Below are 12,764 nucleotides of genomic sequence, written 5' to 3'. Positions count from 1 at the left end.
CATTGCTGTGTGCTTCGGGAGCCGGGCGGCGCTGTCGCCGGTCGGCTGCGCCTCGTTTCTTCCTCGTCGCTCCGGCGGAAGCCGGAACCCGGCGTCTTCACCCGTGGCCTCGATGGAGGCACCGGGTCCCGGTATCCGCCGGGACGACGGGCGTTGCGGCTACTTCATCGCGACCGCGTCCTGGCCCGCCGGTGCGGCGCGTTCGTCCATCGCGATCGTCTTCGGCTGCACCGGCATGCCGGGGAAGAAGATCTTCTGCATGCCGCGGATGATCACGCTGTCCTCTGCCTCGAGGCCGGAATCGACCACGCGCAGGCCGTCGATGACGCGGCCGGCCACGATGTCCTTGCGCATCGCCTTGTTGTCCGGGCCGAGCACGTAGACGTACTTGCGGTCCTGGTCGGTGAGGATCGCCTTGTCGTCGACGAGCATCGCCTTGAACTCGGCGCTGCCTTCGAGCTGCACGCGCGCGAACAGGCCCGGCGTCAGCGCGCGATCGGGATTGGGCAGCACCGCGCGCGCGTGGATCGTGCCGGTGGCCGGATCGACGCGGTTGTCGACGAACTCGACCGTGCCCCGGTGCGGATAATCGTCCTCGTTGGCGAGGCCGACGCGCACCGGGTTGGACAGCTCGGCGCGCTGGCCCTTGCGGGCGAGTTCGCCGTAGCGCAGGTACGCCTGCTCGTCGCCTTCGAAGTCGACGTACATCGGATCCATCGAGACGACGGTGGTGAGCAACGTTTCGTCGGCGCGCGCGAGGTTGCCGACGGTAATCATCGCCTTGCCCGTGCGGCCGGCGATCGGCGAGCGCACCTCGGTGAACTGCAGGTCGAGCTCGGCACTGGTCACCGCGGCCTGCGCCGCGCGCACCGCGGCTTCGGCCTGGGCGACGGCGGCGTGACGCGTGTCGAACTCCTCGCGCGAGATCGCCTTGGCGGAAACGAGGGTCTGCGCGCGCGCATCCTGCGTCTTCGCGAGCTGAGCTTCGCTGCGTGCACGCGCGAGGTCGGCCTGCGCCTTGGCGAGCTGGGCGCGGTACGGGCGCTGGTCGATCACGAACAGGAGGTCGCCCTTGGCGACTTCGCTGCCTTCCTTGTAGGCGACCTTGTCGACGTAGCCACTCACGCGCGGACGCAGTTCGACGCTCTGGATGGCCGAGACGCGGCCGGTGAAGTCGTCCCACTGGCGCACGTTCTTGACCAGGACCTGGGCGACGCTGACTTCGGGCGGGGGTGGCATGTGCGCCTCGCCGGAGGCGGCGTGGCTGCTGCAACCGGCGGCGACGAACGCCGCGGCGAACGCGGCCGCGAGCGCGATCGCAGCGGGTCGCGGCGTGGAGAAGAGGGAAGCATGACGCGAGTTCATGTGCAGACCTCGTTTCTTGAGTGTGATTTCCGGAAAATCGTTGGCATCGGCGACGCGCCCGACCAAGCGTCGGGCGTTGCCGCCGATAGGGCTATTCGGTGTTTGCGCGACACCCGACGGGCGGCGATCCATCCGTTCGACGAAGCAGGCATGCCCGGATCGACAGCGGCGGAATCGGGTCGGCGACTGGCCTCGCGCTACGGAGTAAGGGCGTGGGTTCCCGTTAAATAGAGCTTGAATGAGGGAATGACCGTCCCGACATCGGGCCAATCCCTGCCCCGTTCGGAGTCGAGCATGGCCCGCGACCTCAACGACACCCTGATTTTCGTGAAGGTGGTCGAACACGGAAGTTTCATCGCGGCAGCGCGCGCCTTGCGCCTGCCCAAGACCTCGGTCAGTCGCAAGGTGCAGGAGCTCGAGGAGCGTCTCGGCGCGCAACTCCTGCACCGTACGACGCGCAAGCTCGGCCTCACCGAAGCCGGCGCGATCTACTTCGAGCATTGCCAGCAGATCGCGCGCCAGCTCGACGAGGCGGAAAGCGCGGTCGGCCAGTTGCAGGGCGGCCCGCGCGGATGGCTGCGCGTGACCGCGCCCTACTCCATCGGCATCACCTGGGTCGCGCCGCTGCTCGGCGAGTTCTATGCGCTGCATCCGGAGTTGCGCGTCGAGCTCGTCCTCACGCAGGAACCGCTCGACCTCATCGCGAAGGAGCTCGACGTCGGCCTGCGCGTCGGCAACCTGCCCGACTCGAACCTCGCCGCGCGGCGCCTGTCGGTGTTCCGCACCCAGGTGTATGCGAGCCCGCTCTACGTCGAGCGCTACGGCGAACCGCAGCACCCCGACGAACTCGTGCGTCATCGCGCACTCGCGGTCCACAAGTCGGGCATGAACGGCACCTACCACTGGACGCTCGGCGACGGCACCAAGGTCGACGACTACCGCGTCGACCCGATCCTCGTCGCCAACGACCCGGGCCCGCTGATCAGCGCATTGCTGTCGGGAGAAGGCCTGATGCTCGCGAGCGACGTCACGATCAAGCCGTACGCCGAACTCGGCCACGTGCGCCGCGTGCTGTCGGGCTGGACCGGCCCGGAGCTCGACTTCAACGCGGTGTTCCCGCGCGGCCGCGTGCCGTCGCCGAAGGTGCGAGCGTTCATCGATTTCCTCGTCGACCGCCTCAACTTCGACGCCGACTACATGCACGTGCTGTGCCCGGACCTGTGCGCGCAGCAACAGCAACAACGCACCGGGAAGGCGTTCGCCGCCGCACTCGCCGGCACCGCCGCCGCGTCGGTCACCTCGCGCCCGATGCCGCGCCGCAAACCCGAACCGGAAGCCGAACCGGAACCGGCGCTCGAGGATGGTTGACTCGGCGGCGTCCGGTGCGCTTCGGCGGCACGCGCTGCGCGCGTACCGCCCTACACGCCACCGCCGCGCCTGCTCGAGCGTGTAGGGCGGGTCGAGCGCGCAGCGCGAGTCCCGCCGCGGCATTGGCGCGTGTGGAAAGCCAAAATGGAACACGCGTCTTCCGCTTCGGCCCCGCGCTTCGGCGGCACGCGCTGCGCGCGTACCGCCCTACACGCCACGGCCACGCCTGCTCGAGCGCGTAGGGCGGGTCGAGCGCGTAGGGCGGGTCGAGCGCGCAGCGCGAGTCCCGCCGCAGCGCGTGCCGCCTACGGGAGGTCGTAGTCGAATGCGTAGGTATGCGCGCCGCCGGCGGCGATCGTGATCGTCATGGAGCCGGAAAGGCCGGTGAGGGCTTCGGTGCCGGAGTCAGGCACGACCGTGATGCTCTGCGCCGCGATGCCGCGATGCATCGTCGAGCTGTGCTGCAGCACGAAGCTGCCGGCGCGGCCGTCGAGCGTACCGGTCACGCGTTCCAGCGCGACGTAGCCGGCGGAGTCGGCAATGCTCGTGCGGAAGGCGATCATCTCGCCCTGGCTCGTCGCCTCGAGCGCGCCATGGAATCGCTTGTCGAGCGCGAGGCGGCCGATGCCGGCGCCCTCGGCGTACGGGTTGTCGGCCTTCTGCGGGATGAGCTGGACGTCGAAGGGCCCGGTGGCGTGGTGTTTCATGGAAGCTCCTCGTGGAACGGATTCTTCGGTCGACGCATGCGCGTGCGCGGGCGTCGGCGTGGCAAGGCCGGCGAGCACGCCGACGATGACGGCGGTGAGTGTCGCGCGGCCGGACATGATCATGGTTGCTCTCCCGCTTCGGCAGCGGGAGCATTGCAGCATGGACACCCTCGCGGCGATTGGAAAAACGCGACACGCGCGAGGCGGGCCGGTGCGCTGATGGTGAACTTCGGGCCCGGCCAGGCGCGCGGCATCCTGCACCGGCTCGCACCCGCCGGGCGGTTCCATCACGCGCGCCATCCCGCCGACGGTCCGCTCGCCGCGTTCGTGCAGCACTACTGGATCGTGCGCTGGAACCTCGCGGGCCACGCACCGCAGCTGCAGGAAACGCTGCCGCACCCGAACGTCTACCTCGTGTTCGAACCCGGCCTCACCGGCGTGCACGGCGTCGCGAGCGGTCGCTACACGCGCGTTCTCGAAGGCGACAGTTTCACCTTCGGCGTGAAGTTCCGGCCGGGCGGGTTCCGTCCGTTCCTCGGTCGACCGGTATCCAGCCTGACCGATCGTTCGCTCGCGCTCGCGCCGGCGTTCGGCGCGCCCGCCGGCGACCTCGAGCGCCGCGTGTTCGACGCCGCCGACGAGCACGCGATGATCAGGGTCGTGCGCGCATTCCTGCTCGAACGCCTGCCGCCGCCCGATCCCGAGGTCGATCGCGTCGCGGCGATCGTCGACGACATCGCGGCCGACCGTGGCCTCACGCGCGTCGACCGGCTCGCCGGACGCCATGGCCTCGGCGTGCGCGCACTGCAGCGCCTGTTCGGCGAATACGTCGGCGTCGGTCCGAAATGGGTGATCAACCGCTACCGGCTGCACGAAGCGGTCGAGCAGCTCGCCGCGGGCGGTCGGGTCGACTGGACCGCGCTGGCGCTCGATCTCGGCTACTTCGACCAGGCGCATTTCATCCGCGACTTCCGCGCCCTGGTGGGTCGCACGCCCGGCGATTTCGCACGCGACCTGAACGCAGCGCGGAGCTGACGCGCCGGGCGGACGCGACCGGCGTATGCTCGTCGCATGCGCGCCCTGCCCGCCACCGCCCTGCTCGCATCGCTGTGCGCCTGCGCGAACGCCGCGCCACGCCTGCTCGGCCCGCCGATCAAGGCACAGGTCGACTACCGCTGCGAGGTCGACGCGGACTGCGCGATCAAGGACATCGGCAGCTGCTGCGGCCGCCAGCCCGCCTGCGTCAACAAGGACAGCGTGACCTTCCCCGAACGCGTGCGCGAGGAATGCGCCGCGCGCCACGAGGCCGGCGTGTGCGGCTTCCCGGACGTGCGCGGGTGCGCCTGCATCGAAGGGCACTGCAGCAACCGGCTCGAGGGCGACGACGCCGCGCAGTGAACCGCGCGCGAACACGCGGGACTGGCTCCCGTGGTCTCGCGAGGACTGGCACCACCCCGGGCCGCATGCGTCGCTACCGTAGCCTCACCGGATGTCCGGTACCCCACGGAGACGGACCATGCGCGCCCTCATGCGTGAACTCATCGAACTCTACGCCGGCCTGCTGCAGTGGCAGGGTTATGCCTGGCCCGCGACCGGCCGCACGCGCGACGCGCATGCGCGCGGCACGGATTCATTGCAGGCCTGACGGCGCCGCCCGTTCGGGCGCGAACACGCGCCGCGCACTGCGTGCCCGCGCGCGTGCGAAGCGTCGCCCGATCCAGCGCTCGCACGGCAGCGAATACACGCGGGCAACCGCGGCGCCGAGCAGCCAGCACAGCGCGACGCCCGGCACGTACCAGACGAAGCTCCAGTCCGCGTTCGCGCCGCTCGCCCGGTACAGCGCGACGATCGCGAACACGACGAACATGTGGCCGAGGTAGATCTCGTAGCTGAGTCGGCCGAACGAGCGCAGCCAGTCGAATCCACGCGCACCGCGCACGCCTTCACGGCCATCGAGGCCGACCAGGATGCAGGCGACCGACACGGTCAGCACGAGCATCGTGCCGTTCCCGAGCCATGACCACCACCAGCCCTCGACGAACAGCACGCTCGCGAGGCCGGCGGCACCGAGCATGACGAGGCGCGGCCCCAGCCATGGCGCGCGCGTGCTCCAGCGCGCGGAAACCAGTGCCGCGAGCACGCCGGAGGCGATCGCGGCCATTCCGGGCAGGTAAGCCTTCTCCTGCCAGATCGCGTTGCCCTCGAGCACCGCGCGCGAGACCGGCAAGGTCAGGGCGAATGCGGCGAGCAGCACGAACAAGAGGCGCTCGCTGCGCACCGCGAGACAGGCGAGTGGAAAGCCCAGGTAGAACACCTCCTCGATCGACAGCGACCAGAGCACGTCCCAGCCGCCGGGCAGGTAGCCCGTGCGCCCTTCGTACCAGTTGAGGTGCAGGCCGAAGGCCGCGCCGATCGCACGCGGCAGCGACTGGCCCTCGCGCGCGATCACGTAGTCCGCCGCGCCGGCGAGATGGAGCAGCGACAGCACGAGCACGACGAGCACGAGGCACGGCAGGATGCGCGCGGCGCGGCGCGCGTAGAACGCGCCGACGTCGATGCGCGCGAGGCTGCCCCAGCGCGCGATCGAATGCCGCGCGATGAGGAAGCCGGAGATCACGAAGAACACGAACACGGCTTCGTAGCCGTTCCAGTTGAGTGCGGCGAGCACGCGCGCCGGCACGACGTCACCGAGCAGGCTCGCCTTGAGCGGCATGCGCAGGCCGAGGTGGTGCAGCACGACCAGCAGGATCGACAGGCCACGCAGCGTATCGATGCCCGGGTTGCGTGCGGGCGTCGCGTCGGATCGGTATGGCATGCGGTGCCCCATCACGGAATCGCGCGATCGTGCGACGACCGCGACGCGACGGCAAGCGCCAGGCGACTGGTCCATGCGCAATCGGGACAACTGGAACCCGCCGGGCTGCGCCGGTTGCCTAGCCTCGCCGCACCCCATCAAGGAGCCTGCCGATGAGCACTGATCCGATCGCGACCGACGACCTCCATCCCCGCCGCCGCATGCGCGTGCTCGATGCCGAGATCGACTACGTCGACATCGGCAGCGGCGACCCGATCGTGTTCCTGCACGGCAACCCGACCTCGTCCTATCTGTGGCGCAACGTACTGCCGTGCGTCGCGGGCCTCGGCCGCTGCCTCGCGCCCGACCTCGTGGGCATGGGGCGCTCGACGCCGGCACCCTCCGGCCCGTTGCGCTTCGTCGATCACGCGCGCTATCTCGATGCCTGGTTCGAGGCGCTCGGCCTCGAGCGCAAGGTCGTGCTCGTGCTGCACGACTGGGGCTCGGTACTCGGCTTCCATCGCGCGCATCGCTACCCGCAGCACGTGCAAGGCATCGCGTACATGGAAGCGCTCGTGCAACCGCGTCGCTGGGACGATTTCCCGGCCGCGCGCGCGGAGCTGTTCCGCGCGCTGCGCTCTCCCGAGGGCGAGCGCCTCGCGCTGGAGGAGAACTTCTTCGTCGAGACAGTGCTACCCAGGAGCGTGTTGCGACCGCTGTCCGATGGCGAGATGGCTGCATACCGAATGCCGACCTCGAGTGCGAGGGCGCGGCTGCAAACGCTGATGTGGGCACGCGAGTTGCCGATCGACGGCACGCCCGCGGATGTCGATGCGATCGTCGCGGACTACGCCGATGGCCTCGCGCGCAGCACGGTGCCGAAGCTCTTCGTCAATGCCGAGCCGGGCGCACTGCTGACCGGACGCGCGCGCGACTTCTGCCGCTCATGGCCGAACCAGCGCGAAGTGACCGTTCCCGGCATCCATTACCTGCAGGAGGATTCGCCGGCCGCGATCGGCACGGCCATTGCCGCCTTCGTGCGCGAGCTGCGCATGCCGCAGGACGTCCGTGACAGCGTGCTGCGCGCAGGAGACGGCGGCGCTCTCACGGCCTCGTGACGCGGAACCGGGCGAGCCGCTACGCTGTCGGCTCGACCACCGGACGCCGCCATGCCGACACCGATCACGCTCGCCCTGCCCGCCTGGCTCGACGAAGCGGCACCGCCGGGCCGGGTGTTCGCCGATGCGCATGCGCAGGTCGGCTTGGCGATCGCGCTCGCGCGGCGCAATGTCGAAGAACGCAGCGGCGGCCCGTTCGGCGCCGCGATCTTCGATGGCGACGGCCGCCTCGTCGCCGCGGGCGTCAACCGCGTGCTGCCCGAGGCGTGCTCGATCGCTCACGCGGAGATGATGGCGTTCATGGCCGCACAGGCGCGCCTGCGCCGCGCACGCCTCAACGAGGATGGCGCGCGCTACGTGCTCGCGACGAGCGCGCAGCCGTGCTGCCAGTGCTACGGCGCGAGCTTCTGGGCCGGCATCGACGAACTGCGCATCGGCGCGCGCGCGAGCGACGTGATGGAACTGAGCGAGTTCGACGAAGGACCGCTGCCGGCGGACTGGCCCGGCGAACTCGAGCGGCGGGGTATCGCGGTCGTGCGCGATGTTTTGCGCGAGGAGGCGCGCGAGGTGTTCCGTCTCTACGCGCGGGCGGGTGGCGCGACGTATTGAGGCCATGCCTGCCGCAGGGCCTGCACGCCCGGGCGCCTCGATGTCCGCGCAGGGCGGTACGCGCGCAGCGCGTGCCGCCGTGTGGCCGGCGCCGTGTGGCCGCGGCGGGACTCGCGCTCCGCGCTCGACCCGCCCTACACGCACGCCCGGGCCCCTCGATATCCGTGTAGGGCGGTACGCGCGCAGCGCATGCCGCCGTGTGGCCGCCGCCGTGTGGCCGCCGCGGCGGGACTCGCGCTGCGCACCCGACCCGCCCTACACGCACGCCCGGGCCCCTTGATATCCGTGTAGGGCGGTACGCGCGCAGCGCGTGCCGCCGTGTGGCCGCCGCGGCGGGACTCGCGCTGCGCGCTCGACCCGCCCTACACGCACGCCCGGGCGCCTCGACATCCGTGTAGGGCGGTACGCGCGCAGCGCGTGCCGCCGTGTGGCCGGCGCCGTGTGGCCGCGGCGGGACTCGCGCTGCGCGCTCGACCCGCCCTACACGCACGCCCAGGCGCCTCGATATCCGCGTAGGGCGGTACGCGCGCAGCGCGTGCCGCCGTGTGGCCGCCGCCGTGTGGCCGCGGCGGGACTCGCGCTGCGCGCTCGACCCGCCCTACACGCACGCCCGGGCGCCTCGATATCCGCGTAGGGCGGTACGCGCGCAGCGCGTGCCGCCGTGTGGCCGCCGCCGTGTGGCCGCCGCGGCGGGACTCGCGCTGCGCACCCGACCCGCCCTACACGCACGCCCGGGCCCCTCGATATCCGTGTAGGGCGGTACGCGCGCAGCGCGTGCCGCCGTGTGGCCGGCGCCGTGTGGCCGCGGCGGGACTCGCGCTGCGCGCTCGCCCCGCCCCTACACGCACGCCCGGGCCTCTCGATATCCGTGTAGGGCGGTACGCGCGCAGCGCGTGCCGCCGTGGCGGGCCGCGGCGAAGAAGATTGACACACGAAGCACACCGGGCACACGAAGAAGGCAAAGCGCTTTCCTCCGTGTGCTCCGTGTTTCAGGCCATTCACGTGCAACCGTCAATCGAAGCCGTTGCGGAAGATCGAATCGGCACCGGTGACGACGAGCAGGTTCGCCGACATCGCGGGCAGGCCGGTCAGCGATACGCTGGTGCCGGCGGGCGCGCCTGTCCCGATCGAATGCACCGCGTGCGTCGCATCGAAGCCGTAGAGGGTCCAGGCCGTGCCGGGCACGCTCGCGAACGCGATGTTCACGTCCTGCGCGGTCGTCGTCTTGTTGGTGAGCAGCACCATCGTGCGCCCGCCCGAGTTGAACGCATAGGCGCCGACCTGGTCGCCGTTCGCGCTCTGCGCGCGCACGCTGTTGCCGGCGACGCGGGCGCCGGCGCCGTCGTAGTCCAGGAACAGCGTGAACGCGCGTTCGGCGAGCGAGTTCGCCTCGGGCGCGACCCAGCGCGTCGCCATGTCGACGCCTTCGCGCGCGAAGATGCCGAACAACTCCGCCTGCGCGACCGCACCGCTCACGGTGCCGTCGTTGCCCCAGTTGTACTCGGTGATCGCGAGCTTCGTGCCGGGGCAGTACTGGTCGATCCAGCCGCGCACGCGCGGGATCAGGTTCGGCTTGCTGTAATGGTTGGCATCGTTGTCGCCGAGGTCGGCGATCCACGATTCGGACACCCAGTCGGGGTCGTACAGCTCCTTCAGCGCACGCAGCCGGCGCGCGGCGGTCGACGGCGAATCGTCGTCGTTGAGCGCGACGCCACCCTGCGGGTAGTAGTGCAGGTCGAGGTAGTCGACCGCGCGCGCGCCGCCCGCGAGCGGATGCGCGCATATCTGCTGCAGGTACCAGGCGACGAACGGCATGCCGCCGTGCGCGTTGCGGTCGCCGCCTTCGGCGCAGTCGTCCGCGGCCGAACCGAACAGGTCGCAATAGCCCCAGGTCACCGGCCCGGTCACCTTCGCCGCCGGGTCCTGCTGCTTGATCGCGCCGCCGTAGGCGAACGCCTTGTTCCAGGTTTCGTCGAACGTGGTCGGCGCCGGGTGCACGTCGCGGTGCGTCGAGTTCCACAGCATCACTTCGTTGTCGAGCGAGTAGTAGCGCACGCCGCCGTTGGCCGCGCCGCCGAAGGTCGCCTGCAGGTGGGCGATCCAGTCCTTCCAGAACGCAGGCGCGACTTCGCTCGAAGTGTCGTGCGGGTCGTTGTTGACGAGGTGGTAGCCCTCGCTGTAGGCGACGCAGTCCGGCGACGGGTTGTGCGCGGGCAGGCACTCGCCGCTGCCGGCGTCGGGATCCCACGGGTCGGTCGCGGCGCTCCACGGGTTGGGTGGTTCCTGCACGCCGTACTTCGCGACCGAGAAACCGGCGAAATACGGGTGCTGCTGCGGACTGTCCGCGCGCGGCGTCCAGCCGATCGTCGGGATCGTCAACAGCACGTCGGCACCGTAGGCGCGCGCCTCGCCGATGAACGCGTCGGCGTCGTTGCCGAGCGGCGGCACGTGGCTGCGGTCGGATGCGCCGGGAATGTTCTCGAAATACCAGTCTGACGCGGTGTTGTGCACGTCGACCTGCCAGTTGTAGCGCGTCGCGGAATTGCCGCCCCAGCGGCGCAGCGGATAGCCGATCGCCGCATTGCGCGCGCCGTCGCCGTAGGCGATGCCGAAGATGAGCGGGCTGAACGGGTGCACGTCGGCACCGGTGTCGACGCTGACCGCGACCGCGGCCGCGGCGGGCCTGGCCGTCTGCATGGCTGCGAACGGCGCGAAGGCCGCGAGCGCCGCCGCGATGGCGGTCCGGCTTAGGAATGCACTGCTCATGGCGATCCTCCTGCGGCCTCTGCCGCGGCCGGGGAGCTCCGGCGGCGACACGCTATACGGAGCCGGGCACGCATTCCCCTCACGCGGTCACACTCGCCAGCGCGGCGCGGCCCCGGCATCATGCGCACCCGCCCCGCCGGCCCGCCCATGTCCGCACCCGCCTTCCGCCGCCTGCTCGCCTACTGCCGCCCCGGCTTCGAGGGTGAATGCGCGCAGGAGCTCGCCGCGCTCGATGCGCGCCAGTCGGGCGCCGGCTACGCACGCGCCGCGCGCGGCAGCGGCCATGTCGAGTTCGTCAGCGACGACGCACCGGCGCTGGCCGGAAGCTGGCGCGACCTCGTGTTCGCGCGCCAGCTGCTCGGCGTGCTCGGCGAGGCGCGCGACCTGCCGCCGAAGGATCGCCTCTCGGTACTGCTGCCGATGATCGAAGGCGAGGACCCCGCCGACGGGCCGTGCCGCTGGTGCGATGCCTGGGTCGAGGCACCCGACAGCGACGCCGCGCGCGAGCTGGCACCGCTGTGCCGCGGGCTCGAGGCCGCGCTCGTCGCTGCGCTCAAGCAGCGCAAGCTCATCGATCGCGCCTCGCGCTGGCGCCTGCACCTGTGCATGACCGCGACCGACGCAGCTTACGTCGCGGTCGCCGAGCGCACCCTGTCCGCGCCGTGGCCGGGCGGCATTCCGCGCCTGAAATTTCCCCGCGGCGCGCCGAGCCGCTCGACCCTCAAACTCGAGGAAGCGCTGCTCGTGCTGCTCGACGAAGGCGAACGCGAGCGCTGGCTCGAGCCCGGCATGCGCGCGGTCGATCTCGGCGCTTCCCCGGGCGGCTGGACCTGGCAACTCGTCGCGCGCTCGCTGCACGTGACCGCCGTCGACAACGGGCCGATGGACGCCGCCCTGCTCGCCTCCGGCCTGGTCGACCACCTGCGCGCGGACGGTTTCCGCTATCGTCCGACGCGACCGGTCGACTGGCTCGTCTGCGACATGGTCGAGCAGCCGCGCCGCGTCGCCGAACTGATGGCGCACTGGCTCGCGGAAGGGCTCTGCCGGCATGCGATCTTCAATCTCAAGCTGCCGATGAAGAAGCGCCACGACGAGGTGCGCCTGTGCCTGGATCTCGTCGCCGGCGCGCTCGCCGCCAGCGGCCGGCGCGTCGAAGTGCGCGCGAAGCAGCTCTACCACGACCGCGAGGAAATCACCGTCTACGCGCGCGTCGCCTGAGTCGCCGGGTATCGGCGGCGCGCCCCTGCCGCTATCCTTGGCGACCACGCCGCCGCCGGTCGGGCGGCTTCATCCACGGACGATGATGAAACGCCTGCGCGCCCTGCTGCCGCTGCTCGTGCTGGTCGCGATCGGCCTCGCGCTTTTCTTCGGCGGCGCGCTCGACCGCTTCGATCCGCACCGCATCGCGCAGGAGCAAGCCGAGCTGCACGCGATGATCGCCGCGCATCCGCTGCTCGCGGCGCTCGCCCAGGTCGGCCTCATGACGCTCGCGATCGCGACCGGCATTCCCGGCGCGATCGTCGTCGTGCTCGCCGGCGGCATGCTGTTCGGCATCGTCGAAGGCACGGTGCTGTCCGCGCTGGGCACGACGCTGGGCGCGCTGATCCTGTTCTTCGCGAGCCGTTCCGCGTTCGCCGCCGGCAGCAGCAAGGCGCCGGCGTGGGTCGAGCGCGTGCGCAGCGGTTATCGCGCCTACCCGGTCAGCTACGCGATGTTCCTGCGGCTCGTGCCGATCTTCCCGTTCGGCGGCGTGACGATCGCGCTTGCGGGCCTCGGCTGCCCGTTGTGGCTGTTCCTCGTCGCCACCGTGACCGGCGGCAGCGTGATGATCGCGTTCGAAACCGCGCTCGGCGCAGGCCTGACCGAGACGATTGCGCGCGAGGGCACGGTGTCGCTCAACCTGTTCGCGCACCGCAGCGTGCTGCTGCCGCTGCTCGGCATGGCCGTGCTCGCGCTCGCGCCGATCGTGCTGGCGCAGTTGCGACGCAAGCCGCCGGAGGCTTGAGCGCGAGCCACGGCGCGAACCTCGCTCGTGCC

At 71.0% G+C, this 12,764-nt stretch carries 12 protein-coding genes; 8 read left to right on the top strand and 4 right to left on the bottom strand.

Going from position 1 to position 12,764, the window contains the following annotated elements; genetic code table 11:
• Positions 1 to 159: 159 nt before the first annotated feature.
• A complete protein-coding gene (locus tag EV148_RS15750) occupies positions 160 to 1,365 on the bottom strand; it encodes an efflux RND transporter periplasmic adaptor subunit (RefSeq protein WP_131999805.1) in 1,206 nt (401 codons plus the stop codon).
• Positions 1,366 to 1,659: 294 nt separating this feature from the next.
• Between EV148_RS15750 and EV148_RS15745 the strand changes: the two genes are divergently transcribed.
• Positions 1,660 to 2,733 carry a LysR family transcriptional regulator gene (locus EV148_RS15745; RefSeq protein WP_131999804.1) on the top strand — a complete coding sequence of 358 codons (1,074 nt, stop codon included), beginning with the start codon at positions 1,660 to 1,662 and terminating at the stop codon, positions 2,731 to 2,733.
• A gap of 305 nt (positions 2,734 to 3,038) precedes the next feature.
• Here EV148_RS15745 and EV148_RS15740 read toward each other — a convergent pair whose 3' ends face one another.
• Complete coding sequence (locus EV148_RS15740; RefSeq protein WP_131999803.1) at positions 3,039 to 3,440, bottom strand: DUF3224 domain-containing protein; 402 nt, start codon at positions 3,438 to 3,440, stop codon at positions 3,039 to 3,041.
• Positions 3,441 to 3,659: 219 nt separating this feature from the next.
• Here EV148_RS15740 and EV148_RS15735 point away from each other — a divergent pair, with 219 nt between their 5' ends.
• The 3 genes from EV148_RS15735 to EV148_RS19080 all read left to right on the top strand — a co-directional run bounded on the left by EV148_RS15735 (position 3,660) and on the right by EV148_RS19080 (position 5,085).
• Positions 3,660 to 4,475 (top strand): helix-turn-helix domain-containing protein, encoded by an 816-nt coding sequence (locus EV148_RS15735; RefSeq protein WP_220485000.1) that lies wholly within the window; start codon positions 3,660 to 3,662, stop codon positions 4,473 to 4,475.
• Positions 4,476 to 4,511: 36 nt separating this feature from the next.
• Positions 4,512 to 4,838, top strand: a complete 327-nt coding sequence (locus EV148_RS15730; RefSeq protein ID WP_131999802.1) for a hypothetical protein — start codon at positions 4,512 to 4,514, stop codon at positions 4,836 to 4,838.
• A gap of 118 nt (positions 4,839 to 4,956) precedes the next feature.
• On the top strand, positions 4,957 to 5,085 hold the full coding sequence (locus EV148_RS19080; protein ID WP_259393387.1) for a hypothetical protein: 129 nt from the start codon (positions 4,957 to 4,959) through the stop codon (positions 5,083 to 5,085).
• On the opposite strand, the gene EV148_RS15725 is transcribed toward EV148_RS19080, so the two are convergent.
• Complete coding sequence (locus tag EV148_RS15725; protein WP_241988123.1) at positions 5,071 to 6,255, bottom strand: acyltransferase family protein; 1,185 nt, start codon at positions 6,253 to 6,255, stop codon at positions 5,071 to 5,073. The two genes, EV148_RS19080 and EV148_RS15725, sit on opposite strands and share 15 nt — an antisense overlap.
• Before the next feature lie 152 nt (positions 6,256 to 6,407).
• On the opposite strand from EV148_RS15725, the gene EV148_RS15720 reads away from it, so the two are divergent.
• Complete coding sequence (locus EV148_RS15720) at positions 6,408 to 7,352, top strand: haloalkane dehalogenase (protein ID WP_131999800.1); 945 nt, start codon at positions 6,408 to 6,410, stop codon at positions 7,350 to 7,352.
• Positions 7,353 to 7,403: 51 nt separating this feature from the next.
• The gene (locus EV148_RS15715) at positions 7,404 to 7,961 is read left to right on the top strand and encodes a nucleoside deaminase (RefSeq protein ID WP_131999799.1); all 558 of its coding nucleotides are present in this window, start codon (positions 7,404 to 7,406) and stop codon (positions 7,959 to 7,961) included.
• Between the two features lie 1,011 nt (positions 7,962 to 8,972).
• Here EV148_RS15715 and EV148_RS15710 read toward each other — a convergent pair.
• Positions 8,973 to 10,727: a glycoside hydrolase family 44 protein gene (locus EV148_RS15710; protein WP_131999798.1), complete on the bottom strand. Its 1,755-nt coding sequence runs from the start codon at positions 10,725 to 10,727 to the stop codon at positions 8,973 to 8,975.
• 147 nt (positions 10,728 to 10,874) lie between these two features.
• Here EV148_RS15710 and rlmM point away from each other — a divergent pair, with 147 nt between their 5' ends.
• Together rlmM and EV148_RS15700 are read left to right on the top strand one after the other, a co-directional pair.
• Positions 10,875 to 11,945 carry a 23S rRNA (cytidine(2498)-2'-O)-methyltransferase RlmM gene (gene rlmM, locus EV148_RS15705; protein WP_241988122.1) on the top strand — a complete coding sequence of 357 codons (1,071 nt, stop codon included), beginning with the start codon at positions 10,875 to 10,877 and terminating at the stop codon, positions 11,943 to 11,945.
• Positions 11,946 to 12,030: 85 nt separating this feature from the next.
• Positions 12,031 to 12,732 (top strand): TVP38/TMEM64 family protein, encoded by a 702-nt coding sequence (locus EV148_RS15700; protein ID WP_131999796.1) that lies wholly within the window; start codon positions 12,031 to 12,033, stop codon positions 12,730 to 12,732.
• Positions 12,733 to 12,764 lie beyond the last annotated feature (32 nt).

The organism is Dokdonella fugitiva (genome assembly GCF_004342425.1).
Lineage (GTDB): Bacteria > Pseudomonadota > Gammaproteobacteria > Xanthomonadales > Rhodanobacteraceae > Dokdonella_A > Dokdonella_A fugitiva.
Note: the sequence above shows the minus strand (reverse complement) of the source record. Positions and strands in the feature narration are given on the sequence as shown.

Bases quoted from the DNA above. Each gene is read 5' to 3' on its own strand.
- EV148_RS15750 (WP_131999805.1), bottom strand. From the start codon at position 1,365: ATGAACTCGCGTCATGCTTCCCTCTTCTCCACGCCGCGACCCGCTGCG.
- EV148_RS15745 (WP_131999804.1), top strand. From the start codon at position 1,660: ATGGCCCGCGACCTCAACGACACCCTGATTTTCGTGAAGGTGGTCGAA.
- EV148_RS15740 (WP_131999803.1), bottom strand. From the start codon at position 3,440: ATGAAACACCACGCCACCGGGCCCTTCGACGTCCAGCTCATCCCGCAG.
- EV148_RS15735 (WP_220485000.1), top strand. From the start codon at position 3,660: ATGGTGAACTTCGGGCCCGGCCAGGCGCGCGGCATCCTGCACCGGCTC.
- EV148_RS15730 (WP_131999802.1), top strand. From the start codon at position 4,512: ATGCGCGCCCTGCCCGCCACCGCCCTGCTCGCATCGCTGTGCGCCTGC.
- EV148_RS19080 (WP_259393387.1), top strand. From the start codon at position 4,957: ATGCGCGCCCTCATGCGTGAACTCATCGAACTCTACGCCGGCCTGCTG.
- EV148_RS15725 (WP_241988123.1), bottom strand. From the start codon at position 6,255: ATGCCATACCGATCCGACGCGACGCCCGCACGCAACCCGGGCATCGAT.
- EV148_RS15720 (WP_131999800.1), top strand. From the start codon at position 6,408: ATGAGCACTGATCCGATCGCGACCGACGACCTCCATCCCCGCCGCCGC.
- EV148_RS15715 (WP_131999799.1), top strand. From the start codon at position 7,404: ATGCCGACACCGATCACGCTCGCCCTGCCCGCCTGGCTCGACGAAGCG.
- EV148_RS15710 (WP_131999798.1), bottom strand. From the start codon at position 10,727: ATGAGCAGTGCATTCCTAAGCCGGACCGCCATCGCGGCGGCGCTCGCG.
- rlmM (WP_241988122.1), top strand. From the start codon at position 10,875: ATGTCCGCACCCGCCTTCCGCCGCCTGCTCGCCTACTGCCGCCCCGGC.
- EV148_RS15700 (WP_131999796.1), top strand. From the start codon at position 12,031: ATGAAACGCCTGCGCGCCCTGCTGCCGCTGCTCGTGCTGGTCGCGATC.